Below are 24,288 nucleotides of genomic sequence, written 5' to 3'. Positions count from 1 at the left end.
ATCAGGCGTTCCCTCCGAGCGCGGCGACAGCCCGCGCTTCCTCCATCGTACCCGACGCCAGCGCCGCGGCGTCCGGCGCGAGCCGCTTCATCAGCTTCGACAGCACCGTTCCATGCCCAACCTCGACAAACGTATCGAACCCATCCGCAGCCAGACGCTGAATGGACTGCTCCCAGCGCACTGAATGATCGATCTGGGCCGCCAAGTTGCTTCGGATATCGGACGCGGACGTTTCATACTCCGCCGTCAAATTCGCGACGATAGGAATGGTCGTATCCGAGATCGACGCCTTCCCCAGCTCCACCGCCATCGAGTGCACGGCTGGCGTCATCAGCCGGGAATGGAAAGCTCCGGAGACTTTGAGCTCCACGATCTTCTTCGCGCCGCGCTCTCTGGCGATTTCCGATGCCCGCGCGACGCCCGACGGCTCGCCCGAAATCACGACTTGACCGCCGCCATTAAAGTTCGCGGCGTCCACAATGCCCGCGCCTTCGGCTTCCGCCGCCTGGCACGCCGCCACGACCGCCTCAGGGTCCATGCCCAGCACGGCGGCCATCGCGCCTTCGGCCGCGATGGAAGTGCGGTGCATCTCCTGCGCGCGCCGATTGACCAGGTGCAGCCCGGTCTCGAAGTCGAACGCTCCGGCGGCCACGCACGCCGCGTACTCGCCGATCGAGTGACCGGCGGTCGCTTCGGGCTTCGGCGCGCCCAGCTCTTCCAGAGCGCGCAGGGCGGCGACGGAGCAGACAAAGATGGCCGGCTGCGTGTAAAGCGTTTCTTTCAGCGTTTCTTCGGGACCGTAGAGACAGATCGTGCTGATCTTTGTCCCGAGAAGCTCGTCGGCTTCGTCAAAGACTGAGCGCGCGGCGGCGGAGTGCGCGTAAAGGTCCGCGCCCATTCCGACTGCCTGCGAGCCCTGTCCAGGAAACAGATAGGCAAGTTTCAAGATGTTTTGCTCCAGCGCACCACGTTGGCGCCCCAGGTCAGTCCCGCGCCGAATCCGACGAGGACCACGAGGTCTCCCGTTTGAATACGGCCCTGCTTGACGGCTTCGTCGAGCGCGAGCGGGATCGATGCGGCGGACGTGTTGCCGTATTTTTCGAGGTTGGTGAAAACTTTTTCGAACGGAAGGTCCATCCGCTCGGCGGCCTTCGTGATGATTCGGATGTTCGCCTGATGCGGAATAAAGCAGTCGACGTCTTCGGGGGTTAGCCCAACGCTGTTAAGCGCCTGGATCGCCGCCTCGCCCATCGTCTGTACGGCGAACTTGTAGACTTCCTTGCCGTTCTGATAGATCTTATCGGCTCCGCCTCGGACGCACTCCGAGGTGAGCGGCGTGCGCGATCCGCCCGCCGGAACATTGAGCAAAGGACCGCCGGCGCCGTTCGCGCCGAGGATGCCGCCCAGATATCCGCCATCGCCGTCGATCTGGCCGATCACGGCCGCGCCGGCGCCGTCGCCGAAAAGCACCGCCGTATTACGATCGTCCCAATTGACAATTCTCGAGAGCGTTTCGGCGCCCACCACGAGCGCTCGGCGGCTGGCGCCCGACCGGACCATCTGCGCGGCGATATGGAGCGCGTAGCTGAAGCCCGCGCACACGGCGCCGACATCGAACGCGGACGCCTGATAAGCTTCCAGCCGGTGCTGGAGCACCGTGGCGGTCGAGGGAAAAGAACCCGGATGGTCTGGGGTGCAGGTCGCGACGACGATCAGGTCGATCTCGGCGGCGGTTACCCCCGCGTCGGCGAGAGCGCGCCGGGACGCCTCCAGCGCGAGATCGGAGGTCGCGGTATCGGCGTCGGCGATGCGGCGCGCGCGAATGCCTGTGCGGCTGACGATCCATTCATCGGACGTCTCGATCCGCTGCGCAAGGTCGTCGTTCGTGACGACCTGAGGCGGCGCATAAGACCCCGTACCGAGGATGCCCACGGTGCGGAGCGCAGTACTTTCCGTCATCAACGCTCCTCGCTAACGTAACGCTGCGTCATGGACGTTCCTCGCTAAATGTCGGCACGGCGTCTCTGACCGTGGAGACATAATCCGTGCCGGCCGCCTTGGCCGCCGCGCGGATCGCGCTGGCGATCGCCTTCGCCCGAGAGCGCCCATGACTGATAAAAGAAACCCCGTTGACGCCCAGCAGCGGCGCGCCGCCGGTTTCGGCATAGTCGATCTTGGAGAGAAGCCGCTTCATCGGCGGTCCGAGCGCCTCGACCGTCGCCTGACCGCCGGCCTTCGCTTCCTGGGACAGCAGCGTGACGATGTACTCCGCGACGGCTTCGCCCGTCTTCAAAAGGACATTGCCCGCGAAACCGTCGCAGACGACGACATCGGCCGCATGCTCAAAGACGTCTTTGCCTTCTACGTTGCCGATGAAGTTCAAAGGACGGCTTTCCAGCAAGGCGTACGTCGTTTTGGTCAGGTCGTTACCCTTGCCCGCTTCGCCGCCGATGTTGAGAAGGCCCACGCGCGGATTCGCCACTCCCATCACCTTCTCGGCGTAGATGGAGCCGAGCAAAGCGAATTGGAGAAGGTTCTGCGGCGAGCAATCCACGTTCGCGCCGGCGTCGACAAGCAGGGTCGCCCCATGGGCCGTCGGAAGCGACGCCGCGATCGCGGGGCGCTCGATGCCGGGAATGCGTCCCAGGTCGAGAGCCGCCACGGCCATCGCCGCGCCGGTGTTTCCGGCGCTGATGGTGGCGTCGGCGCGCCCCGATTTGACCAGCTGCCCGCAGACGACCAGGGAGGAGTTGCGCTTCTTACGGACGGCGGAGGCGGGATGGTCGCCCATCTCGATCACTTCATCCGTATGCTCGATTGTAATATTGCTGGGGATATCGCCTTCCGACGCGAGCTGCAAGCGAATCGCCGCTTCGTCGCCGACAAGGATAATGGTGAGCGCACTGTCTTCACGAGCTACCGACAATGCGCCTTTGACAACTTCAGCAGGGGCGAAGTCGCCCCCCATCGCGTCAACCGCGATCTTCATAAATGTCCCACGATGTTACTGAAAAAGGGAAAACAGAATGACGGGCGACGAGGTACGCCGCGAGGATTTCCCCGGCATTTGCATCGCTCCGGCGGCGATCATCGCCGCCGGCTGCGTGGCATGGGCGCCGGGAGATCGATTACTCTTCCGTCCCAGCTGCTTCTTTGATCTTGATGGCCTGGCGTCCGTTGTAGGTTCCACAGACGGGACACGCATGGTGGTCCAAACGCATCTGATAGACTCCCGGGGCGAGCGGAGCGCAGACGTTGCAGCGGACCAGAGCCGGAAGCTCCAGCTTGTAGTGCGTGCGGCGCTTGCGGGTCCGTTGGTTAGAATGTCGTCGCTTGGGCAATGGCATGAAAGTTCACCTCCTCGTGCGGAGCGTTGATCGCTCCAAAAACTCGAAAAATCTTTGTGAAAAACTTACTCTTCCAGCAGCTTGGAAAGATCGCTGAACGGCGACTTCTTCAGCGGCTCGGTGGTATCGGCGTCCTTATCCGTAGATTTCACGGGAATGCCGGGACAGTCTTCGCGGCAGAGCGGCATGAGCGGCTCCGCCAAAATCGTCGCCTGACGGATCAAAACATCCAGCAAAAGAACCTTATCCTCGAACGCGCCGATGTTTTCCTCTTCCACCACTTTCACGACTTTGTCGTGGTGCTGGGAGTCGTCCATCTCTTGAAGGTCGAATTGCTCTTCAATGTCCGTTTCGATCGGAACGCGCACGGTCTCCAGGCAGCGGTTGCACTCCATGGCGATCGTGGTTTTGATCGGACCGCGGACAAGCAGCATCGTGCCGGTGTTGGTGACCGTGATGTCGCCGGTGATGGGTGAGACATACTCGACATCGTCGGTCGCGTACGGAGCCTCGTTCACCTTGTAGGTGTGGTACATCCCCGGGGTTCGAATGATTTCAGCAAGATCCAAGCGCAGCATAACGAAATATCCTGAGACCTGTTTTCGTTCCACAGGCCATCAATACAGCGATCCATTGTACCTGAAACTTAAGACAAAAGCGACCAGAATCGATCAAAAGTACAAAAGATTGCAAAAAATAGCGGGCATTCTCATAAAGAATCGCGGATGTTTTAATGGCGGCTGCCGACATAATCCGAGCCGTTGCGGGTATCGGAGAACGAGGCGGCGTTCTCGTTGGCGCGCAGCCGCTGGTCCAATTTCTTGCGTCCGCGCTCGATCGTGGACGACAATTCCCCCACGGTGCGCTCCAGATCCGTCATCACGCTGTGCGCGTATTCGTCGGCGCCTTTGCGCAGATCGCGCGCTTCATACTCGGCGGCGGCGATGATCTCGCGCGCCTGCACCGTCGCGAGGCGCACCAGCTCGCTCTGGCTGATCAGCTTCTCGCTCTCCTGATGCGCCTCGCGCAGCATGGATTCGGCTTTGGCGTGCGCTTCCCCCACCACGGCTTTGGCGCTCGCTTCGGCCGTCGAGGTCATTTTCTGCGCCTGCGACTCGGCGTCGCGCAGATGCCGCTCGGCGCTGGCGCGCGCTTCCTTGGTGATCTGGTTGCTTTCTTCCTGAGCGTCTTCCAGCGTCTGTTCGGCGGTCATGCGGGCGCCGACGATCACTTTTTCGCTTTCGGCCGTCAGGCGCGAAGCCCGCTTCATCTCATCCGGGAGAGACGCGCGTATCTTATTCGTGATGTCGAGGAAATCCTCACGATGAAAATCCCAGGTAATGCCCATGATGACCTGTCGTTCTTCAACGAGGCTCTCCAGCTCGTTCAGCAGCTTGATTACATCCACAGTCTATGCTCCTCCCACCGAGGCCCGTGCGTCCAATGCCTACAACCAGACGCCGGCGGTTAAAACTGCCGGCCGCCTATACATTCGCAAAACTTTGCTTTAAAAACGACAGCACGGCGTCGGGCGCCAGTCCTTCGATCTGTCCGCCCAGCCGCCCGATCTCCTTGACGATGCTGGACGACAGAAACGAATGCTCGGCCGCCGCCATCAAAAAGACCGTCTCCACCGCCGGCTGAAGCCGGCGATTGAGCATCGCCATCTGAAATTCGTACTCGAAGTCCGAGACGGCGCGCAAACCCTTCACGATGACCTGCGCTCCGCGCGCCACCGCGAAGTCCACGAGAAGCGCGTTCTCCAGCCGCTCGACCGAAACGTTCTCCAGTTCGCGGCACGTCGTCTCCAGCATCTGCACGCGCTCGGCGATGCCGAACATCGGCGACTTGCTGGAATTGACGGCCACCAGCACGACGACCTCATCGTACATGGCCGCCGCGCGTTTGATGATATCGAAATGGCCGCTCGTCACGGGATCGAACGAGCCGGGATAAACAGCGATCATGACGGCGCCTCAGACATTTCTCTGGTAACAATACTCGAAATGCGGCGATTTTGCAAATCTTTTTAGCTTGACGTAAGTTTCATCACACGCTTGTACTGCTTGCGCACGCGCGCTTTCAGTTCGGCGTGCTCGGGCCGATTCAGCATCGGGTCTTCTTCCAGGAGAGCAAACGCTTCCTGGCGCGCTTCGTTCAAAATCGGGACGTCGCGCAGCACGTCGAGAAACGGCAGCGTTTCGATCCCGGACTGGCGCGTGCCGTAGAAATCGCCCGGCCCGCGCAGCTTCAAATCTTCCTCGGCGATCAAGAAACCGTCGGTCGTCCGCGCCATCGTCGCGAGGCGCGCCGCGCCGTCCTCGCTCTTGGGATCGCCGATCATCAGACAGTATGACTGCGTGGAGCCCCGCCCCACCCGCCCGCGCAGTTGATGCAGCTGCGCCATCCCGAACCGCTCGGCGTCCTCAATGATGATTACCGACGCGTTCGGAACATCGACGCCGACCTCGATCACCGTGGTTGAAACCAGGATGTGCAGCTCGCGGTCCCGGAACCGCGTCATCGTCTCTTCTTTTTCCGAAGGCTTCATCTGGCCGTGCAGCAGTCCAACTTTGTACTCCTGAAAGACCTGCGCCTGAAGATGGTTCGCAAGCTCCGTCGCGGCGCGCGCTTGAAGCTTCTCATTCTCTTCGATCAGGCTGCAAATGACATACGCCTGACGGCCCTCCGCCAGCAGCGCGCGCAGGCTTTCGTAGACCATCGGCCGCTCCGCGCCGCGCTTCCAATGCGTCTTGATCGGCTTGCGCCCGGGCGGCAGCTGGTCGATGATGCTGACGTCCAGATCGCCGTAGACCGTCAGAGTCAGCGTTCGCGGGATCGGAGTCGCCGTCATCACCAGGATATCAGGCGACGTCCCCTTGTCCTTCAGAGCCGCGCGCTGAAGCACGCCAAATCGATGCTGCTCGTCCACAACCGCCAGCCCTAATTTGTGAAAGGCGACTGTGTCCTGAATCAGCGCATGGGTGCCGACCACGATATTCGCCTCACCGGAGGCCGCCGCCGCGAGCGCCGCGCGCTTTTCCTTCGCCGGCAGGCTGCCGGAAAGAAGCGTCACCGTGACGCCGAGCGTCTCCATGATCCGGCGGATGCCCAGATAGTGCTGCTCGGCCAAAATTTCGGTCGGCGCCATCATCGCCGCTTGATACCCATTGCGCACGGCGATCATGATCGCCGCCATCGCCACCACGGTCTTGCCCGCGCCGACATCGCCCTGCACGAGACGGTTCATCGACTTCACGCTCTGCATGTCGATCGCGATCTCGGCGATCACTCGGTCCTGCGCGTTCGTCATCGCATAGGGCAACGCGGCCTGAAGTTCTTTTACGGGCGCATCCGTGTTTTCAAATACGATCCCCGGCGCCTTGTGGACCTGACGCTTGCGCAGCGCGAGGACGAGCTGCAAGACAAAGAACTCGTCAAAGATCAGCCGTCGCTGCCCGTCGATCCGCTGTTCGTCCGAAACCGGAAAGTGGATGCCCCAGAGCGCATCCTTCAGCGTGGGCAAATGCGCCCGGCGCAGCAAGTCCGCCGGAAGCCGTTCGGCGGCGTCATCGGTGTTGAACTGCTCCAGCGCGGCGTAGGCGACGCGGCGCAGGCGCGCCTGCGAAACGCCCTCGGTCAGCGGGTAGATCGGGACGATGCGATTGGCGGCAAGCGCATCTTTGTCTTCGTCAAACGGCTCCCATTCGACCTCCGTCAGGTCCAAATTCCGCCCCATGCGCGACGCTTTGCCGTAGACGACGATCTTCTGCCCGCGAATCTTATCGAACTGCTTCTTGACGAACCACTGGTTAAAGAACACCAGGTACGCAACGCCGCCGTCGTCTTCCACCCCGACCTTGGTCAGCGTGACGCGCGATCGCGTCGGGACATTCTCCGCGCCAAGCACTTTGCCCATGATCGTCACGGCGTCGCCATGGCGCACATCGACGATCCGTTTGAACTGCGTGCGGTCTTCGTAACGGCGCGGATAGTGCGCGAGCAGATCGCCGACGGTCCAGATCTTCAAACCCTTGCCGAGCACCGCCGCGAACGCGTCCGTCACGCCCTTCACCGCCGTCACCGGCTCATCCCATCCCGTCCCGGCGGATTGCTCCGCGGTTTGGGGCTCTTCCCGCATGACCGTTCTCTTCCTGTCCGGCGATTAAGACGTCCTCTTGCTCTCGCGGTGGCAAGGGGGAGTTGCGCGCGGCGATCACGAAAGAAAAAAGACGGCTTCCCGTCTTTTTAGATTCGCAGCCATTGATGATTCGTTTTGCGTCCGCGTCCGTCGGCTATCCATTGTCGTCGGTGCTGGGGCAGACGACGACATAGCGGCCCGGCTCATCGCCTTCGGAGTATGTCTGTACGTCCTTGCGCTCCGCGAGCACCGTATGGATGATGCGCCGCTCCATGGGATTCATGGGATCGGTGACGGCTTCCTGGCCGTTTGAGATCACTTGATCGGCCAGCTGATGCGCGAACTTCGTGAGCGTTTGAATGCGGCGCGCGCGGTGCTTGTCGGCGTCCACGGAGACGCGCACGCGCGGTTCGCGCCCTTTGTTCACGATCAGATTGAGCAGATACTGCAATGAGTCCAAACACTGCCCATGCGGACCGACAAAGTACGAGGCGTCCGGACCGGTGATTTCGACCGAAATTTCGTCTAAGGGCTGACCGCCCGCAGACACGTCGGCCTGTAGGCCGCTGCCCGCGACGATTCCGCGCAAATGCTCCAAAGCTTGTTCGGCAACCAATGAATTCTCTTCGTTCTGGGATGACAAGTCGTTGTCCCCTTCGGCAATAATTGCTCGCGCCGTTTTAGCGGCGTCTCTTTTTCCCGCTCGATTTCGGCGCGATGGCTCCGCGCGCCGAGGGCTTCGCCGCGCCGTTCGCGGAAACTCGCGCCGGCGTCGCCGACGAGCCTCCGGTCGGCCGGTCCGTCGACAGCACCGACAGGCCGCCGCCGCCGTCCCCATCGCTCTGCCGCTTCTTCATGTAGTAGTACTGCTGCGCCGTTCCCAGCACATTGAAGATGAGATAATACAGAATGAACGCCGACGACAGCTTATACTGCAAGAAGAAGTATGTGCTCATGAACGGCGTCATGATCGCCATCATCCGCTGCTGCTCGGCCTGCTGCGGATCGGGCGAGATCATCATTCTCTGCTGGATGTACATCGACAGCGCGTACAGCAGCAGGATCGGAATGTCGGGCTGGCTCAGGTCCACACCGAGGAACGACGGGAACTGATGCGCGTAGCCGCTGCCGATCCAGAGAAAGCTTCCATGAGAAAACTGATACTGATAGACGCTGATCGTATACCAGAGCACGTACATGATGGGCAGCTGAAGCAGCAAGGGAAGGCAGCTGGCGGCGGGGTTGATCCCTCGCTCCTTGTACAGCTCCATCATCTTGCGGCCTTGCTCTTCTTTGTCCTTGTACTTGGCCTGAAGCTCCTTGATGAGCGGCTGCAGCTTCTGCTGCTCCTTCATCGTCGCATACTGCTTGTTGGTCAGCGGCGTCATCGCCAGCTTCACGAGCAGCGAAATCGAAAGGATCGCCAGGAAGTACGAGTACGCAAAGTGGCGCCCGCCGAACAGCTTGACCAGCGAGTCGATCACCGAATAGGCTAGGCTCGAAGGGAACTTGGTTCGGTTCTCAAGATCAAGCGCCTTTTCCGCCGACTGCAGATTGACTTCCGCGTTGATCTTGTCGTCAAAAATGACGTTTTGAAACTGGTTGTGGAGCGTCTTGTAGGCCGCCACCGCGTTTGACTTGTTGTCAAGAACGTTTTCCTCAAGCTGCGCTTGATGGAAAAGCGATTCGGCGGCGTACCAGGTCGTCTTATACATACGACTGGCGACGACTTCCTTATACTTGTTGATCGCCTGATTGGCGCGCAGCTTCGAAAGGCGCTTCTGCTCTTCCGTATTCGGGCTGCTCGTCAGCGACTGAGCGTGTACGTATTCGGCCTGCGCCCGGATCCGCTCCGCGACGCCATAAGCGGGCGACGGCGGCACGTTCGTCGGCGGCTGCGCGCCGGCGGGACGAGCAAAGGAAAGGACGGTCAACAAAGCGAGCAGCGAGACCGAAAAGCGAAATTTCATCCAAACTCCAGGACATCAGATCGGGCTAAGCCGACCAAACCATTCCCATTAAATCCGTTTCATCGAATGACGCGCGCATCCTGCGCGGCAAGCAGACCGCTCAAACGACGGGATCGTGTCCGCCGGGGTGAAACGGATGACAGCGAAGCAGGCGCATGACCGCCATGCCCGTCCCACGGAAAACCCCGTGTTTTTCCAGCGCCTGCGCGGCGTATTCGGAACAGCTGGGCGTAAACCGGCAAGTTGCGGGCGTCCAGCGTGAAATACCGCGCTGATACACCCGGATACAGCCGATCAGCAAGCGCCGAAGCAGCTTGTCTACCCAGCGTAGGACTTGCATTGGTTATAGCCGCGACGCTCCGACGCCGTCCCGTAAAAGCGGGACGGCGCGGGATGGCCCTTAGAATAATCCAGCCTGACGACCGAGCGATTCGACATCGGCCATCAGGCGGGAAAAATTAGCGTCCGTCGCCGACGTCCGCGCGACGATCATGACATCCACGGCGGCGTCCGTGCGCATCTTTGTTAGCACGTGCAGCCGGCAAATTTCGCGCAATCGGCGTTTGATCCGGTTGCGTATGTTCGCGCGCTTCGATACTTTCTTGCTGATCACGAAACCGAACCGTGGCGCCGTCAATCCCTGGGATCGCTCCGCCGCGGTCCGGGGACGAACGTAAAGCATCAAAACGCCGCCATGAAAGGAGCGCCGGCGAGCGTAAACAGCGCGAAAATCGCGGTTACGCTTCAGCCGGGCGTAGCGCGGCAGCATCGGTAAGGACCGTTAGCCCTTTTCGATCTTGACGGAGTGCGTGACGGTCAGCTTGTAGCGGCCCTTGGCGCGGCGGCGCTTCAGGACATTGCGGCCGTCGTTGGAGCTCATGCGCTCGCGGAAACCATGCGTCTTCATTTTGTGCCGGACATTCGGCTGGTAAGGTCGCTTCATTATTCTATTCCTTCAAAGGTGTACACAAAGTCCGTGTATTATAGCACATGAACCGCCAAATTCACAACGCGATTTTCACCAGCGAAAAAAATCCCGCCTCCAGACGAAATTTTGTGAGGAAAGTTCACAAAACCTGGAAGGATGCATCAGCAAACTTACCAGGCTTGAAAAAAGTTTATATAAATTTCTAACAGCTCGCTCGCTTCCCGGTGTTTCACTGGGTATACTTGCGTCACAATTGGTATGGAAACCAGGGAATAGAAGACAATGTGCGACCACCACTCCCCAATCGAAGACCGATATCGCAGCGACCGCCCATGGCGCACGCTGCTGATGCTCTACGGCCAGCGCCGGAGAACGGTGGCCCTCGCCATCTTCTTCTTCATTATTAAGCAGTCGCCGACATGGGTCGTCCCCATCGTAACGGCGAACATGATCGACGCGATTTCCAAGCCTACTCCGCACAGCGGCCATACAATTTTGATCAATACGATCATCGGCGTAGTTTCCGTCGCGCTGAACTCGCCGTTCCACACGATCTACTACCACAATATGGCCAGCGCCGCGCGCACGGCGGAGGCGACCCTGCGTTCGGCGATCTGCCGCCGTCTCCAGCAGCTCAACATCTCTTACTACAAACATAAGAGCAGCGGCGTGCTGCAAAGCAAGGCCCTGCGCGATGTGGAATCCATCGACCAGATGACGCGCAGCTTGTTTGAAATGGCGATGGGCGCCGCCATCGCCCTGGTCTCGGCCATCGTCGTGACCGCCCTGCGCGCGCCGAAGTTCCTGCCGTTCTTCCTGCTGGCGATCCCGCCGGTCGTGATCATGCAGCAGTGGCTCTCAAAGCGCATGCGCAAGATCAACAAAGAGTTCCGCGAGGAAGTCGAGGGCATGTCGTCCAAGATCGTCAGCATGATCGACATGATCCCGATCGCCCGCGCGCACGCCGTGGAGGACGTGGAGATCGAAAAGATCGACCGGCAGCTCGACCAGGTCAAACAGGCCGGCATCAAAGTCGACTACACCAACGCTCTCTTTTTGTCCTCGGCGTGGTCCATGTTCACAATGCTGAACCTGCTCGGCTTCGCCGTCGCCGGCTGGGTCTGCTTTAAGAAGATCATGCCGATGACCCCGGGCGACGTCGTGCTGATCGGCGGCTACTTCAGTAGCATCACGGGCGCGGTCCTGTCGATCTGCAATATCTTCCCGAATATCGCACGCGGCTTCGAGGCGATCCGCTCCATCGGCGACGTGCTCGAATCTCCGGACATCGAGCGCAACCGGGGCAAGCAATCGATTCCCAACGTGCGCGGCGGCCTGCGCTTCGATCAAGTGGCCTACCGATATCCCGGCGGCGAGACCGACGCGATCACGGATTTCACGCTGGACGTTCCCGCCGGCCGGACCGTCGCGCTTGTCGGCCCTTCGGGCTCCGGTAAATCCACGATGATGGGCCTGGTGCTTGGCTTCCAGCGCCCGACCGCCGGACGTATTCTGCTGGACGGCAGCGACATCGAGGCGCTGGACCTGCGCGACTTCCGTGAATATGTCGCTGTTGTCTCCCAGGAGACGCTGCTGTTCCAGGGCACCCTGCGCGAGAATATCCTGTACGGCACATTGGACGTCACGGATGAACGACTGCGGCAGGCGATCCGCGACGCCAACGCCGAGGAGTTTGTCTCGCGCCTCCCGGCCGGCCTGGATACGATCATCGGCGAAAAGGGCGCGCGCCTCTCCGGCGGCCAGAAACAGCGAATCGCGATTGCGCGAGCCATTATCCGCGAACCGCGTGTCTTAATCCTGGACGAAGCGACGTCGGCGCTGGACGGCGAGAGCGAACGCGTCGTTCAGGAGGCGCTGGATCGCCTGATGAAAGGGCGCACCACCCTGATCGTCGCACACCGCCTATCGACCATTCGTAACGCCGACACCATCGTCGTGCTGGAAAACGGCCATATCACGGAAAGCGGATCCCTGCCCGATCTGCTGGACCGAAACGGCACGTTCGCCGACATGTGGCGGCTGCAAACGGAGATGCGCTTCGCCATCGCTTCCTAGCAATACAACGCTGCAACAACCGTCTCGAAGGAGAGTCACTGCGTGCAAAAGCGCCCGGCCAGTCTGGTCTTTATCTTCATCACTCTGCTGATTGATGTTCTCGGCTTTGGCGTGATTATCCCCGTGCTGCCCCGTCTGGTGTCCTCACTGACGGGGCATGGCCCCAGCGCCGGCGCGCACGTCTTCGGACTGCTGATGGCGTGCTTCGGCCTGATGCAATTTCTCTTCTCGCCGCTGCTCGGCAGTCTCAGCGATCGATACGGCCGCCGACCGGTCCTTTTGCTGTCTCTGCTTTTCACGGTCGTCGACTACGTGATCCAGGCGCTCGCCCCCACCATCGAGTGGCTCTTTGTCGGCCGTATTCTGGCGGGCATTACGGGCGCCAGCTTCACCGTCGCAAACGCTTATATCGCCGATGTGACGCCTCCCGAGAAGCGCGCCCAGAGCTACGGCATGATCGGCGCGGCGTTCGGCATCGGCTTTATCCTCGGTCCCGCCGCCGGCGGGCTGCTCGGCGCCGTCTCGCCGCGCGCTCCGTTCTGGGCGGCGGCGGGCCTCAGCCTTCTGAACTGCATATACGGCGCGTTTGTGCTGCCCGAGTCGCTGGCGCCGGAAAACCGCCGCGCGCTCTCCGCCGGCAACTTGAACCCGCTGCGCGGCTTCGGCATCCTCGCCCGGTTCCCCTGGGTGCTCGCGATGGCCGCGTCGATCGGTCTGCTGAGCCTGGCGCAGCAGTGCCTGCAAAGCACCTGGGTGCTCTACACCACGTACCGTTACCACTGGACGCCGATCGACAACGGCCTTTCGCTCGCCCTGATCGGCCTCATGACCGCCATTGTCCAGGTCGGCCTGATCCGCGTCCTTGTGCCTAAGCTTGGCGAGCGCCGCGCCGTTCTCGTCGGCTTCCTCTTCAATGTCGTTGGATACCTGGGCTTCGCCCTCGCCTCGAAGGGCTGGATGATGTACCCAGTACTGATCGTCTGGTGCCTGAGCGGCATCGCCGGCCCCACGATTCAGGGTCTGCTTTCCAAGCAGTACGAAGCGAATGAGCAAGGCGCGGTCCAGGGCGCCCTCGCCAGCTTGCAGAGCCTGACGGGCGTCGTCGGCCCCATCCTCGCCACCTGGATTTTCGGCTACTTTACCGGCCCCACCACCCCCAAAATCATCCCCGGCTCTCCGTTCTTCCTCGGCGCCGTCCTCATCATCGGCGCCGGCGTCCTGGCGCGCGGCGCCCTGCGCCGGCAGGCGACGACCGCGCCGGCGTAAAAGCTTCGCGTTTCGCCTTAAACCACCGAAGTCTGCGGCTCAAACCACGCCGGCCCGTGAAGCTGCGGACTTGCCGGCGGCAATATCTCAGGCGTCTTCATCCGCGCGATATCGCGGCGCGGCGGGGCGCCGAACGTGCGCGCGTACTCCCGGCTGAACTGCGAGGCGCTCTCATACCCGACCTGATAGGCGGCGGCCTCCGCGCTCACGGAATCCGTCAGCATCAGCCTTCGCGCTTCCAGCAGTCGAAGCTGCTTCTGGAACTGGAGAGGCGTCATGGATGTGGTTTGCTTGAACTGCCGATGGAAGGCCGATGCGCTCATCCGCGCCCGGTCGGCTAACTCTTCAATGCGTATCGGCCGGTCGAAATTCTCGCGCAGGGAATGGATGGCGTGAATAACGCCCTGCATATGACCGCTGCCCAAAACGATGTTCGCCACCTCTCCCCCGTACGGACTGGTGAGGAGCCAGTAACAGATTTCCCGCATGATCAGCGGATAAAGCGCCGAGATTGCGCTGGGAGAATCCAGCAGACGCATCAGCCGCAGCAAGCAATCCGCCAATGGATCGTGAAAGTCGGTCACGAACACGCCCCGGTTGACCTTCCTGGCCGTTTGAGGCGGTGGACTGAGCGATTCCATGACTTCCCGCAGGGCTGCAATGTCGAGCTCGACGCCGATGCTGAGATAAGGCTTGCTCTGGGTGGCTTCCACGATCCGGCCGAACGCCGGCATTTCGATGCTGACCACCAGCGCCTGCCCCGCGCGGTAGTTGATCCATTTGTCTCCCAGCATGCTCTGCTTGGCCCCCTGGACGACGAAACACAGCGTCGGCTTGAGAATCGAATGGCTGAGCCGGTCCTGCTGGGGCGATCGCAGGAGAGACACTCCCTTGACGGCCGTTTCGATCACGAGTTGCCCGCAATGGCCTTCTGTATGACGGGTCACCGTCTCCACTAATCGATCCAGCATACTGCATCTTCCCTTTCCATACTCCGCAGCCTAACACAATTTCTAGTTTAGCAGGATTAGGCAAGAAATCGGAAAGTTTTGACACGGTCTCCTCCGAACGCCACTGGTATCATCAACTCATACTGACGCCAGGAGAAAGAACATCATGTCCACCACACTGCCGGGAGGCGAATACAAGCTCGCCGAAGATCTCATCCTCACTCGCGTAGGCTACGGCGCCATGCAGCTGGCCGGCCCGCACGTCTTCGGACCTCCGAAGGACCATGACGGCGCGCTCGCGGTCCTGCGCGAAGTTGTTGAACTCGGCGTCACCCACATCGACACCAGCGACTTCTACGGCCCGCATGTCACCAATCAACTGATCAAAGAGGCGCTCCATCCTTACCCCGCGCAGCTTCGGATCGTCACCAAGGTCGGCGCGCGGCGGGACGAGGTCGGCAATTGGCCCAAAGCGCTGTCGCCCGACGATCTCCGCCAGGCCATCCACGATAACCTCAACAACCTCGGCGTCAGCGCCATCGACGTCGTCAATCTGCGCGTCGGCGACTTCAGCGCTCCGGCGGCGGGCTCGATCGAGGAGCCGTTTACCGTGCTCGCCGAAATGCAGCGCGACGGTCTGATCAAGCATCTGGGTTTAAGCACCGTCAACGCCGAGCAAATCGCCGAGGCGCAGTCCATCGCGCCGGTCGTCTGCGTGCAGAATTTCTACAACATCGCGAACCGGCAGGACGACGCGCTCATCGACTCACTGGCCGAACAAGGGATTGCCTATGTCCCGTACTTCCCCCTCGGCGGCTTTTCCCCTCTGCAATCGGACACGCTGTCCCAAGTCGCCGCCCGTTTAAACGCCACCCCCATGGCCGTCGCCCTGGCCTGGCTGCTGCACCGCGCCCCGAACATTCTGCTCATCCCCGGGACATCGTCGGTGGCGCACCTCAGAGAAAACGTCGCCGGCGCCGGCCTCGAGTTGCCGGAAGACGCGATTGAAGAGTTGAATGGGATCGGTGGATAAGCCCCGATACCGGTCTGATAACGACATCCAAAGACGCTGATGGTTGATGCATTTTGCCGATTTAATGACGCATTTACCGTCGGCGTCTCCTTTTGCGATACGCCGCGCCCCACGCAGCGCCTGCCCGCTCTCACACAATCTCCGCAATCTTCCCAAACGCGATCTTATCCTCCTTCGCCGTCTCCGCGCGGCGGGAGCTCGCCATGGTGATCGTGTGGCGGCCGAAGCGCTGGTTGATCCCGTCCATCGCCACGGAAAGGCGCCAGCGGCGTTCGTAGTCGTCGAAGAGGGAGCCGGTGACGTTCTTGACGGGGACAAGGTCGTAGAGGGCGACGCCGACTTGTTTGGGCTGCCGGAAAGGATGGTGGAACAGCGACTGCATGATCTCCATCAATGTCCAGGTGTCCGCGCAGGGGGCGAAGCGGCAGTGGTTCTCCCATTTGTCGTGCGCGACGCCGCGTGCGAAGACGCCCATGCCGCGCGCGTAAAACCCCAGCCCGCGCATCCGCTCCGCCGCCTTTTCCAGAAGCCGGCACTGGACGGCGGCCGCGCCGGCGGGCGTGCGCAGCTCCGGCGGCATCACATGCGTGTGGCTGACGCTGCGCCGCTCGTTGGTCGGCCGCTGGACATACTCGCCGCGCAGCTGTCGCCACCAGTATTCCCCCATCACCCCGCCCCACACCCGCCGCATCTGTTCTTGCGATAAAGCGCACATATGTTCTGTTGTGCGCACGCCGGCGGCATGGAAACGGGCTTCCATGCTCCGATTGATGCCGGGAAAGTCGGTCAGCTTGAGCTTGTAGAGGCGATGCGGGAGGTCTTCTTCATCCAGCGCCACCAAACCGTTGGGCTTTTGCAGCTCGCCCGCGACTTTCGCGAGGAACGGATTCAAACTCAGTCCCACAGAACAGCACATCTGTTCGCCTACATTTCGGAAGATTTCCGATTTGATCTTCTGGCCCAGGGCAAGGGCGTCCTCGGCGCGCTTTTCATTCGCCCAGAGCTTACACACCATCTCATCCACGGACCAGATCTCGGTGACGGGCAGACAGCTCTCCACGACGTTGACGATCGCGTTGTGATACTCTCGGTAGTGACTGTGGCTTGTCGTTTCAATCAGAATTAAGTGTGGGCAAAGACGACGGGCCTCCCCGACATTCGTCCCGGTTTTGATTCCAAAGCGCTTGGCTTCGTAAGAGGCGGCGATGCAGCAAGTCGAATCCGACATGACGGGGACGACGGCGACCGGTTTTCCGCGCAGCCGGGGGTTCTCCTGCTGCTCCACCGAGGCGAAAAACGCGTTCATATCCAAAAACAACCATTTGAGCGCCATGGTACGTAGACTCCATTCTACTGCACAAGTGTTGCATTGTAGCATCTGTCTACTATCAAGTCAAGAGGCCATTGAGATTTATTTTTCACGCCTTACTGGTATAATGAGGGCATCATGATTCCACTCATCGATCCATTCGGGAGAGCCATCCAGTACCTGCGTATCTCCGTAACGGACCGCTGTAATCTGCGCTGTGTTTACTGCATGCCGCTCGATGGCGTCCCGTACGATGCGCCGGAGGAAGTGCTGTCGTTCGATGAGATCATGCGTTTGGTCAATTTATTAGCCGGACACGGTCTGCGCAAGGTGCGAATCACCGGCGGCGAGCCCCTGGTCCGCAAAAATCTTCCCGAACTCGTGCAGCGATTGGCGGCGGTCCCGCAAATCACCGATCTCGGCTTGACCACGAACGCGGTGCTGCTGGAGAATCAAGCGCAGTCGCTCTGGGACGCCGACCTGCGCCGTCTGAACATTTCGCTCGACACGCTTCAGCCGGATCGCTTCGTCAAGATCGCCCGCTTCGCAAAGTTCGACGAAGCCATGGCGGGCCTGGCGAAGGCGGAGGCGCTTGGATTCGCGCCGATCAAGCTCAATATGGTCGTGATGCGCGGCGTCAACGACGATGAGATTCTGGACATGGCCGCCCTTTCGCTCGATCATCCCTACGATGTGCGCTTTCTGGAGTACATGCCGATCGGACAGGTGACGCCCTGGGAGTGGCGCGCGAGCTACGTCTCCAACGAGGAAGTGATCCAGCGGCTGAGCGAGCGGTTTGAATTGCAGCCGATCGAAGCCGCGTCATCCAGCACGTCGCGCGTGTTCCAGATCCCCGGCGCCGTGGGACGAGTGGGCGTGATCAACCCCATCTCACATAAGTTCTGCGCCAGCTGCAACCGCCTGCGCCTCACGGCGAACGGCGCGCTGGTTCCGTGCCTCGCGGACAATTACGAATACGATATCAAGACTCCGCTGCGCGCGGGCGCGTCCGACGAGGAGCTGATCGGGCACGTTAAGGCGGCCCTGGCGCACAAGCCCGAGCAGTCGGACTTCGAGGGCCGGGTCGAACGCGGCGGGTCGATCCGAATCATGGCGCAGATCGGCGGTTAGGAAAGAACGATGCCCGAGCTCACCCATTTGGACGAACACGGCCAGGCGCGCATGGTGGATGTCAGCGGCAAGGCGGCCACCCGCCGCGTGGCCCGCGCCCAGGCGGTTGTCGGCATGGCGCCGCAAACGCTGTCCTTGATCCGCGATAATGCGCTGGGCAAGGGCGACGCCCTCGCCGTCGCGCGCGTCGCCGGTATCCTGGCGGCGAAAAGGGTGGATGAGCTAATCCCCCTGTGCCATACGCTGCCCCTCTGGGATGTCGATGTGGAGTTTACGTTTGGCGAGGACCGCCTCACGATCACCACGACCGCCGTGACGGTGGCGCCGACCGGAATAGAGATGGAAGCGCTGACGGCGGCCACGGTCGCGGCGCTGACGATTTACGATATGGCGAAGGCGGTGGACAAGAGAATTGAGATCGGCGAGATCCATCTGTTGTCCAAGACCGGCGGAAAGAGCGGAGACTTTACATGGGAGACCTAGTGCGCGTCGGCGTGCTGACGATTAGCGACCGGTGCGCGGCGGGGGAGCAGGAAGATGTGTCCGGCCCCGCGATCAAGAATGCCCTGGCTGGCGATCCCTTTGTGATCGCGCTCTACGCGGTCGTCCCGGACGATCGCAAACAGATCTCCGACACGCTGAAACGCTGGTGCGACGACCTGCAAATCGACATCATCCTGACCACCGGCGGCACCGGCTTCGCGGAGCGTGACGTCACCCCCGAAGCGACCCGCAAGGTCATCGAGCGCGACGCGCCCAATATCAGCCAATACCTCCTGATCGAATCGGTCAAAAAGAGTCCCTTCGCCGCCCTCTCACGCGGCGCCGCCGGCGCGCGCGGCCGAACATTGATCGTCAATCTCCCCGGCAGCCCCACCGGCGCCGGCGAGTGCGCGACCATCTTGAAACCGATCCTGCCGCACGCGGCGGAGATCTTGCGAGGGACGGCGGCGGGGCATCCGACGGTTTAGGATTGGCCCTCATCCCCCAGCCTTTGTGTCCTCCCTGGCAAACCCACCCCCGGCCTTCGGCCGCCCCCTCCCTCGGGTGGGAAGGGTTGGTAAGATTGCCTCTTATAGAAGCTGCTGGCGATAACACACTCTGAAATAACTCTTCCCGTCGGCGGGAGGGGTGGCGCGAAGCGCCGGGGTGGGTTTGCCAGGGAGCACGCGAAGCGCCGGGGGCGGGTTTGCCAGCAGGCCGACTTGAATTATCCGGAGTTATCCATGCTTTCCTACGACGACGCCATCGCGCGCATCCTCGCACAAATTTCTCCGTCCACGCCCGTCTCCGTCCCGATTTTACAATCCCTCGGCCACACTCTCGCCGAAGACATCCACACGCAGTCTCCCCTCCCCCCGTTTGATAACAGCGCCATGGACGGCTACGCCGTCGTCGGGGCCGATGCGGGAAACGCTTCAGTGGAAACGCCCGTCGCGCTTGCGCTGCTCGACACGATCGCGGCGGGCGGCGACGTCGCCGTGCGCGTCACGCCGGGACATGCCGCGCCGATCATGACGGGCGCGCCGATGCCGGCGGGCGCGGATACCGTGGTCCCTGTGGAGGATACGAAACGCGTCGGAGACGGCGTGTGGGTGCTGGAGGGGGCTGCGCCGGGTCAATTCGTGCGCAAGGCGGGCGAGGACGCGCCGGCGGGGACTTTGGTGGTGGAGAAGGGCTCCGCCATCCGGGCCGCCGAAGTTGGGATGTTCGCGGCGGCGGGGCGTGCTGCGGCGCTCGTTTATCGACGGCCGCGCGTCGGGGTGATCAGTACGGGGGATGAGCTGGCCGAACCGGGCGCCGTGCTCGGCGCGGCGCAGATTTATAACTCCAACAGTTACGCGGTTGCGGCGCAGGTGCTGGAGGCGGGCGCCGAGGTCGCCGTGCGCGTGCATGCGCGCGATACGTTTTCGGATCTTCGGGCGGCGTTTGACGCCTGCGCGGATTGCGATGTGATTTTGACGACCGGCGGGGTGTCCGTCGGCGAATTCGACTTTGTGAAAGCCGTCGTGGAGGAGCGTGGGTCGGTGGAGTTCTGGCGCGTGGCGATCCGGCCCGGCAAACCGTTCGTTTTTGGCCGCTGCGGCCAGGCGCTGCTCTTTGGGCTGCCCGGCAACCCTGTGTCGGCGATGGTGACCTTCGAGCTGTTCGTACGCCCCGCCCTGCGGCAACTTTTGGGCGCCGCGAATCCGATGCGCAAGATCGAAACCGCCGTCCTGACGGAAGATGTCGCGCATGAGACCGGGCGCCGTGACTTCCAGCGCGCCGTCGTCACCGAGAGCGTCGATGAGCTGCGCGTGCGGGCGACGGGGCGGCAGGGCTCCGGCATGCTGCGCTCCATGGTGCTCGCGAATGCCCTGATGATCGTTCCCGAGGAGGTCGCCGGCGTTCAATCGGGCGACACAATCTCCGTGATTCGGCTGAGCTCTTAGCGGCGCCCTCCAGTTTTTTCTCTCAAAAGCCACAATTGGCACGGGGGAACAACAGGAGAGCCAATGGGAGACATCATCGCCGTCGAGATGGGCGAGACCAAATTAACCAGTACACGGGGCGATCGCCTTCTGGCTTTTGGGCTGGGAGCGTGTATCGGCTTATGCCTTTACGATCCAAAACGATCGCTGGCCGCGATGGTTCACATCGTCCTTCCCCAAACCCTTCCCAATACTTCTTGGAAATCTTCGGGTAAGTCCTCCGAACCGCTTCTGGGCAAGTGCGCCGAGACGGCGGTGCCGCACGCGCTTTCGGAGATGTTTAAAAACGGCGCAAGCGCCGCGTCGATCCGCGCCGCCATTGTCGGCGGCGCGCGGATCTTTACCTCCGCATCCGCGAACGGCGTGCCGGGCTCGCGGCTGGAGATCGGGCCGCGAAATATCATCGCCGTCAAGGAAGCGCTGGCCCTCGCCGATATTCCCCTCGTCGCCGAGGAAGTTGGAGGGCGATGCGGGCGCACGGTGACTTTTGAAGTGGAGACAGGACGCGTTCTGGTCCGCGCCATCGGCGCGGAGGAAAAGCTGCTTGTGGATCTTTCGGGCGTCTGCGCCCCGATCCGAGAGCTGAAAGGGATTGGATCCAGTGAACGCTGATGTCCGAATGCAAATATTGCTGCGCCAGGTCAAGGACCTGCCCTCGCTGCCCGATGTCGCCGTCAAAGTCGCCCGCACGATCGACAAGCCCACGACAAGCGCCAACGATGTAGCGCGCGTTCTTTCCATGGACCAGGGACTGACCGCGCGGGTGCTGCGGCTGGCGAACTCCGTTTTTTACGGCGCGACGCGGCGCATCTCCACCGTTTCCGACGCGATCGTGCTGCTGGGCATGCGCACCGTGCGCAACCTGGCGATGGCAAGCTCGGTCGAAGACGTGCTTGGGCGCGAACTCGCGGGATACGCCATGCAGCGCGGCGAGCTGTGGCGGCATTCGTGCGGCTGCGCCAATGTCGCGCAGTCGCTCGCGACGCTCATTAACTATCCCGTGCCCGAAGAGGCGTTTGTCGCGGGTCTGCTGCACGATGTCGGCAAAGTCCTGCTCAGCGTCCATATGCAGGTCGAGTTTTCCGGCGTTCTCAAGCTCACGGAAGACGAAGACATCTCCTTTATGGAAGCCGAGCAGCGCATCCTGGGATTTGACCACGCCGAAGTCGGCGCCTGCGTGCTGGAGCGCTGGAACCTGCCGACGCCGCTCGTACAGGCCGTCCGCTACCACCATACGCCGATGGCGCAGTCGGAATTTTCCAAACTCACGGCGCTGGTCCATGTCGCCGACGTCATCTGCGTGATGATGGGCATCGGGGTCGGCGGCGACGGCCTGCGCTATGCGCTGGACCGCGAGGCGCAGGAACGGCTGGGACTTTCCGACGAACAGATCGAGCGTCAAATCAGCGATCTTTCCGATCTCGGAAAAGAGTCGACCGAAATCCTGCGCTAGAAGGGATTTGGCGGCCCCGTCGCCGTCAAATCTTGATTGACAACCTTCATGACGCTCTGGTACAATGCTCCAAACCCCGCCGTTTTCATTACTGCGCATTACAGGAGTTGTACCGCCCATGCAGGTGACAAAAGAGCCGATTGACCCGTGTCAAGTCGCTCTCACGATTGAAGTGGAACAGGACAAGGTCGTCCACGCTGTTGACAAAGCTTATCGCGAATATGCGAAGTACGTCAATGTCCCCGGTTTCCGTAAGGGCAAAGCGCCGATGTCGTTCGTTCGTCAGCGCGTACCCGAATCCGATGTGCGCCAGCGCACGGCCGAGCTGTTGGTGGAATCCGCCTACGGCGACGCGCTGAAGGAAAGCGAGACGGATCCTTACGCTCCGCCGAAGCTGGAGCTTCTTCAGCTGGACCTCGCCGGCAGCCCCTTCATCTTCAAAGCCCTCGTCCCGCTGGCCCCGAAGGTCGAGCTGGGCGATTACAAGGGGCTCGAAGTCGAAAAGAAGATCTACGACATCAGCGACTCGGACGTGGATGAAGAGATCGAGCGCCTGCGCGAGCGCGCGGCCGATTACCCGATGGCCGAGCGCGCGGTGGAGAACCGTGACCTCGTCGTCGCCGATGTCTCCGTGAAGCTCGACGATCAGGAAGCCACCGAACCCCGCCCGACCATGATCGAGCTGGGCGCGGACAACCTGCCCGGCTTCGACGAGCAGATCCTCGGCGCAAGCGTCGGCGACACCAAGACCTTCACCCTCGCCTACCCCGCCGACTATCCGCAGGTCGAACTTCAAGGCAAGGACGCTGAGTTCAGCGTCACCATCAAGGAAGTCCGCACCAAGGTCGTTCCCGAGAGCAATGATGAGCTGGCCGGCAAGATCACCAACGGCCGCATCACCACGCTGGATGAGCTGAAGTCCAATATCAAGACCGATATGGGCAGATCGCTCTCTCAGTCCTCGGAAAACGAAGCGGACAACGCGCTGGTCGAGAAGATCATCGAAAAGGCGTCCATTCAGTATCCGCCGGTCCTGGTCGAATCCGAGATCGAAGACGAGTACAAGTTCCTCCAGCAGCGTCTGGCGCAGAACGGCACCAACGTCGACGATTACCTCGCCAACATCGGCACCTCCCGCGAGCAGCTCTACAACCAGTTCAAGGACTCGGCGGAGAAGCGCATTCGCGTCGGTCTGGTGCTGGGCGAGATCGCCCGCCAGGAAGAGCTCACGCTGACGGAGCCGGACATCGACGCGGCGATCGCGGAAGCCGCCGAGCAGCAGAACACCAGCCCGGCCGCCATGCGCGCCTTCCTGGAGAAGAACGAAGGCTTCGAGAATATCCGCAATCGGGCTCAGGCGAAAAAAGTCCTCGACTTTATCCGTGGTTCCGCCATAATTAAAGAGAAGGTCGTAAAGCCCGGACAAACCGAGAATCCGACGGATGAAGCCGCCGCCCCCGAAGCTGCCGCCGCCACCGCCGAAGGCGAGGAAGTCCCCGCGCCCAAGAAGAAGGCGCCCCGGGCCAGCTCTAAAAAGAAAGAGAGCGACGATCAGAATGAGTCTTGAAGATTTGGGTTTGACGCGCAAGGAACTGACGGCGGGCCTGCGCTCGATTGAGAATACGTGGATCCCCACGGTCGTCGAGCAAAGCCCCCGCGGCGAGCGCTCCTACGATTTGTGGTCCCGTCTGATGAAGGACCGCATCGTCTTCATCGGCGATCAGATCTACGACCAGATGGCGAACGTCATTGTCGCGCAGTTCCTCTTCCTTGAGAAAGAGGATCCGGACAAGGACATCGAAGTTTACATCAATTCGCCGGGCGGCTCGGTCATCGCGGGACTGGCGATCTACGACACCATGCGGCACATCAAGCCGGACATCGCCACGACCTGCGTCGGCATGGCGGCGTCCATGGGCGCGGTGCTGCTGTCGGGCGGGACCAAAGGCAAGCGGACTTCGCTTCCCAACTCCCGCATCATGATCCACCAGACCAGCGGCGGCGTGCAGGGTACGGCGGCGGATATTCAGATTCAGGTCCGCGAGATGAATCGCTATCTGGAGAAACTGACCCAGATCCTCGCCGAGAACTGCGGACGAGAATTCTCGCAGGTCGCGAAGGACATCGACCGCGATTACTGGATGTCGGCGGAAGAAGGCGTTGAGTACGGCATCATCGATGAAGTCCTCAATCGCCCATCAAGCTAGACCGGC

26 protein-coding genes are annotated in these 24,288 nt (G+C 61.5%); 11 read left to right on the top strand and 15 right to left on the bottom strand.

The window, feature by feature from the left end:
• Window position 1 precedes the first annotated feature (1 nt).
• The 13 genes from fabD to rpmH form a co-directional block, all read right to left on the bottom strand.
• Window positions 2-946, bottom strand: coding sequence for an ACP S-malonyltransferase (gene fabD, locus D5261_RS21700; protein WP_119322068.1), 945 nt, complete (start codon window positions 944-946; stop codon window positions 2-4).
• Window positions 943-1,959: a beta-ketoacyl-ACP synthase III gene (locus tag D5261_RS21695; RefSeq protein WP_119322069.1), complete on the bottom strand. Its 1,017-nt coding sequence runs from the start codon at window positions 1,957-1,959 to the stop codon at window positions 943-945. Before D5261_RS21695 ends, fabD begins: the two co-directional genes overlap by 4 nt.
• 28 nt (window positions 1,960-1,987) lie before the next feature.
• Window positions 1,988-2,989: a phosphate acyltransferase PlsX gene (gene plsX / locus D5261_RS21690; protein ID WP_119322070.1), complete on the bottom strand. Its 1,002-nt coding sequence runs from the start codon at window positions 2,987-2,989 to the stop codon at window positions 1,988-1,990.
• Window positions 2,990-3,128: 139 nt separating this feature from the next.
• Entirely contained in the window at window positions 3,129-3,347 is a 219-nt protein-coding gene (gene rpmF / locus D5261_RS21685) for a 50S ribosomal protein L32 (protein ID WP_119322071.1), read from the bottom strand.
• A 65-nt stretch (window positions 3,348-3,412) separates the two neighbouring features.
• The gene (locus D5261_RS21680) at window positions 3,413-3,925 is read right to left on the bottom strand and encodes a YceD family protein (RefSeq protein ID WP_119322072.1); all 513 of its coding nucleotides are present in this window, start codon (window positions 3,923-3,925) and stop codon (window positions 3,413-3,415) included.
• 152 nt (window positions 3,926-4,077) lie between these two features.
• Complete coding sequence (locus tag D5261_RS21675) at window positions 4,078-4,755, bottom strand: hypothetical protein (RefSeq protein ID WP_119322073.1); 678 nt, start codon at window positions 4,753-4,755, stop codon at window positions 4,078-4,080.
• A gap of 76 nt (window positions 4,756-4,831) precedes the next feature.
• Window positions 4,832-5,314, bottom strand: coding sequence for a pantetheine-phosphate adenylyltransferase (gene coaD / locus D5261_RS21670; protein WP_119322074.1), 483 nt, complete (start codon window positions 5,312-5,314; stop codon window positions 4,832-4,834).
• Window positions 5,315-5,376: 62 nt separating this feature from the next.
• A complete protein-coding gene (gene recG / locus D5261_RS21665) occupies window positions 5,377-7,488 on the bottom strand; it encodes an ATP-dependent DNA helicase RecG (RefSeq protein ID WP_119322075.1) in 2,112 nt (703 codons plus the stop codon).
• 154 nt (window positions 7,489-7,642) lie between these two features.
• Window positions 7,643-8,104, bottom strand: coding sequence for a Jag family protein (locus D5261_RS21660; RefSeq protein WP_165864279.1), 462 nt, complete (start codon window positions 8,102-8,104; stop codon window positions 7,643-7,645).
• Between the two features lie 64 nt (window positions 8,105-8,168).
• Window positions 8,169-9,458, bottom strand: a complete 1,290-nt coding sequence (locus tag D5261_RS21655) for a YidC/Oxa1 family membrane protein insertase (RefSeq protein WP_119322077.1) — start codon at window positions 9,456-9,458, stop codon at window positions 8,169-8,171.
• Between the two features lie 100 nt (window positions 9,459-9,558).
• Window positions 9,559-9,771, bottom strand: a complete 213-nt coding sequence (gene yidD, locus D5261_RS21650; protein WP_354673131.1) for a membrane protein insertion efficiency factor YidD — start codon at window positions 9,769-9,771, stop codon at window positions 9,559-9,561.
• Window positions 9,772-9,858: 87 nt separating this feature from the next.
• A complete protein-coding gene (gene rnpA, locus D5261_RS21645; protein WP_119322079.1) occupies window positions 9,859-10,227 on the bottom strand; it encodes a ribonuclease P protein component in 369 nt (122 codons plus the stop codon).
• Window positions 10,228-10,239: 12 nt separating this feature from the next.
• Window positions 10,240-10,401 (bottom strand): 50S ribosomal protein L34, encoded by a 162-nt coding sequence (rpmH, locus tag D5261_RS21640; RefSeq protein ID WP_119322080.1) that lies wholly within the window; start codon window positions 10,399-10,401, stop codon window positions 10,240-10,242.
• A 267-nt stretch (window positions 10,402-10,668) separates the two neighbouring features.
• Between rpmH and D5261_RS21635 the strand changes: the two genes are divergently transcribed.
• Both D5261_RS21635 and D5261_RS21630 read left to right on the top strand, forming a co-directional pair.
• Window positions 10,669-12,462, top strand: a complete 1,794-nt coding sequence (locus D5261_RS21635; RefSeq protein WP_119322081.1) for an ABC transporter ATP-binding protein — start codon at window positions 10,669-10,671, stop codon at window positions 12,460-12,462.
• 42 nt (window positions 12,463-12,504) lie between these two features.
• On the top strand, window positions 12,505-13,728 hold the full coding sequence (locus tag D5261_RS21630) for a TCR/Tet family MFS transporter (RefSeq protein ID WP_119322082.1): 1,224 nt from the start codon (window positions 12,505-12,507) through the stop codon (window positions 13,726-13,728).
• Between the two features lie 17 nt (window positions 13,729-13,745).
• On the opposite strand, the gene D5261_RS21625 is transcribed toward D5261_RS21630, so the two are convergent.
• Window positions 13,746-14,699, bottom strand: a complete 954-nt coding sequence (locus tag D5261_RS21625; protein WP_119322083.1) for an AraC family transcriptional regulator — start codon at window positions 14,697-14,699, stop codon at window positions 13,746-13,748.
• 145 nt (window positions 14,700-14,844) lie between these two features.
• Here D5261_RS21625 and D5261_RS21620 point away from each other — a divergent pair, with 145 nt between their 5' ends.
• On the top strand, window positions 14,845-15,711 hold the full coding sequence (locus tag D5261_RS21620; RefSeq protein ID WP_119322084.1) for an aldo/keto reductase family oxidoreductase: 867 nt from the start codon (window positions 14,845-14,847) through the stop codon (window positions 15,709-15,711).
• A gap of 130 nt (window positions 15,712-15,841) precedes the next feature.
• Here D5261_RS21620 and D5261_RS21615 read toward each other — a convergent pair whose 3' ends face one another.
• Complete coding sequence (locus tag D5261_RS21615; protein ID WP_165864280.1) at window positions 15,842-17,044, bottom strand: Y-family DNA polymerase; 1,203 nt, start codon at window positions 17,042-17,044, stop codon at window positions 15,842-15,844.
• 114 nt (window positions 17,045-17,158) lie between these two features.
• Between D5261_RS21615 and moaA the strand changes: the two genes are divergently transcribed.
• From moaA to D5261_RS21575, 8 genes are all read left to right on the top strand, one after another.
• Window positions 17,159-18,151, top strand: coding sequence for a GTP 3',8-cyclase MoaA (moaA, locus tag D5261_RS21610; RefSeq protein WP_119322086.1), 993 nt, complete (start codon window positions 17,159-17,161; stop codon window positions 18,149-18,151).
• A 9-nt stretch (window positions 18,152-18,160) separates the two neighbouring features.
• Complete coding sequence (gene moaC / locus D5261_RS21605; protein WP_119322087.1) at window positions 18,161-18,634, top strand: cyclic pyranopterin monophosphate synthase MoaC; 474 nt, start codon at window positions 18,161-18,163, stop codon at window positions 18,632-18,634.
• Window positions 18,622-19,122, top strand: a complete 501-nt coding sequence (locus D5261_RS21600; RefSeq protein WP_119322088.1) for a MogA/MoaB family molybdenum cofactor biosynthesis protein — start codon at window positions 18,622-18,624, stop codon at window positions 19,120-19,122. The genes moaC and D5261_RS21600 overlap by 13 nt, the downstream gene beginning before the upstream one ends.
• 255 nt (window positions 19,123-19,377) lie before the next feature.
• Window positions 19,378-20,583 carry a molybdopterin molybdotransferase MoeA gene (locus D5261_RS21595; protein WP_119322089.1) on the top strand — a complete coding sequence of 402 codons (1,206 nt, stop codon included), beginning with the start codon at window positions 19,378-19,380 and terminating at the stop codon, window positions 20,581-20,583.
• A gap of 63 nt (window positions 20,584-20,646) precedes the next feature.
• Complete coding sequence (locus D5261_RS21590) at window positions 20,647-21,234, top strand: chemotaxis protein CheD (protein WP_119322090.1); 588 nt, start codon at window positions 20,647-20,649, stop codon at window positions 21,232-21,234.
• Window positions 21,224-22,075 (top strand): HDOD domain-containing protein, encoded by an 852-nt coding sequence (locus tag D5261_RS21585; RefSeq protein WP_125206045.1) that lies wholly within the window; start codon window positions 21,224-21,226, stop codon window positions 22,073-22,075. Before D5261_RS21590 ends, D5261_RS21585 begins: the two co-directional genes overlap by 11 nt.
• A 118-nt stretch (window positions 22,076-22,193) precedes the next feature.
• Window positions 22,194-23,642 carry a trigger factor gene (tig, locus tag D5261_RS21580; RefSeq protein WP_165864281.1) on the top strand — a complete coding sequence of 483 codons (1,449 nt, stop codon included), beginning with the start codon at window positions 22,194-22,196 and terminating at the stop codon, window positions 23,640-23,642.
• Window positions 23,632-24,282: an ATP-dependent Clp protease proteolytic subunit gene (locus tag D5261_RS21575; RefSeq protein ID WP_119322093.1), complete on the top strand. Its 651-nt coding sequence runs from the start codon at window positions 23,632-23,634 to the stop codon at window positions 24,280-24,282. The genes tig and D5261_RS21575 overlap by 11 nt, the downstream gene beginning before the upstream one ends.
• The last annotated feature ends 6 nt before the right edge of the window (window positions 24,283-24,288 follow it).

The sequence above is a fragment of the Capsulimonas corticalis genome, from assembly GCF_003574315.2.
Lineage (GTDB): Bacteria > Armatimonadota > Armatimonadia > Armatimonadales > Capsulimonadaceae > Capsulimonas > Capsulimonas corticalis.
The sequence above is the reverse complement of the archived record's forward strand: the minus strand, read 5'-3'. Positions and strand labels throughout refer to the sequence as shown.

Excerpts from the sequence above, each read along its gene's own strand:
- D5261_RS21615 (WP_165864280.1), bottom strand. The coding sequence starts at position 17,044 with ATGGCGCTCAAATGGTTGTTTTTGGATATGAACGCGTTTTTCGCCTCG.
- D5261_RS21655 (WP_119322077.1), bottom strand. The coding sequence starts at position 9,458 with ATGAAATTTCGCTTTTCGGTCTCGCTGCTCGCTTTGTTGACCGTCCTT.
- coaD (WP_119322074.1), bottom strand. The coding sequence starts at position 5,314 with ATGATCGCTGTTTATCCCGGCTCGTTCGATCCCGTGACGAGCGGCCAT.
- D5261_RS21575 (WP_119322093.1), top strand. The coding sequence starts at position 23,632 with ATGAGTCTTGAAGATTTGGGTTTGACGCGCAAGGAACTGACGGCGGGC.
- moaC (WP_119322087.1), top strand. The coding sequence starts at position 18,161 with ATGCCCGAGCTCACCCATTTGGACGAACACGGCCAGGCGCGCATGGTG.
- D5261_RS21620 (WP_119322084.1), top strand. The coding sequence starts at position 14,845 with ATGTCCACCACACTGCCGGGAGGCGAATACAAGCTCGCCGAAGATCTC.
- D5261_RS21600 (WP_119322088.1), top strand. The coding sequence starts at position 18,622 with ATGGGAGACCTAGTGCGCGTCGGCGTGCTGACGATTAGCGACCGGTGC.
- D5261_RS21680 (WP_119322072.1), bottom strand. The coding sequence starts at position 3,925 with ATGCTGCGCTTGGATCTTGCTGAAATCATTCGAACCCCGGGGATGTAC.
- D5261_RS21625 (WP_119322083.1), bottom strand. The coding sequence starts at position 14,699 with ATGCTGGATCGATTAGTGGAGACGGTGACCCGTCATACAGAAGGCCAT.
- recG (WP_119322075.1), bottom strand. The coding sequence starts at position 7,488 with ATGCGGGAAGAGCCCCAAACCGCGGAGCAATCCGCCGGGACGGGATGG.
- D5261_RS21595 (WP_119322089.1), top strand. The coding sequence starts at position 19,378 with ATGCTTTCCTACGACGACGCCATCGCGCGCATCCTCGCACAAATTTCT.
- D5261_RS21635 (WP_119322081.1), top strand. The coding sequence starts at position 10,669 with ATGTGCGACCACCACTCCCCAATCGAAGACCGATATCGCAGCGACCGC.
- rpmF (WP_119322071.1), bottom strand. The coding sequence starts at position 3,347 with ATGCCATTGCCCAAGCGACGACATTCTAACCAACGGACCCGCAAGCGC.
- rpmH (WP_119322080.1), bottom strand. The coding sequence starts at position 10,401 with ATGAAGCGACCTTACCAGCCGAATGTCCGGCACAAAATGAAGACGCAT.
- moaA (WP_119322086.1), top strand. The coding sequence starts at position 17,159 with ATGATTCCACTCATCGATCCATTCGGGAGAGCCATCCAGTACCTGCGT.
- plsX (WP_119322070.1), bottom strand. The coding sequence starts at position 2,989 with ATGAAGATCGCGGTTGACGCGATGGGGGGCGACTTCGCCCCTGCTGAA.
- D5261_RS21695 (WP_119322069.1), bottom strand. The coding sequence starts at position 1,959 with ATGACGGAAAGTACTGCGCTCCGCACCGTGGGCATCCTCGGTACGGGG.
- D5261_RS21590 (WP_119322090.1), top strand. The coding sequence starts at position 20,647 with ATGGGAGACATCATCGCCGTCGAGATGGGCGAGACCAAATTAACCAGT.
- tig (WP_165864281.1), top strand. The coding sequence starts at position 22,194 with ATGCAGGTGACAAAAGAGCCGATTGACCCGTGTCAAGTCGCTCTCACG.
- rnpA (WP_119322079.1), bottom strand. The coding sequence starts at position 10,227 with ATGCTGCCGCGCTACGCCCGGCTGAAGCGTAACCGCGATTTTCGCGCT.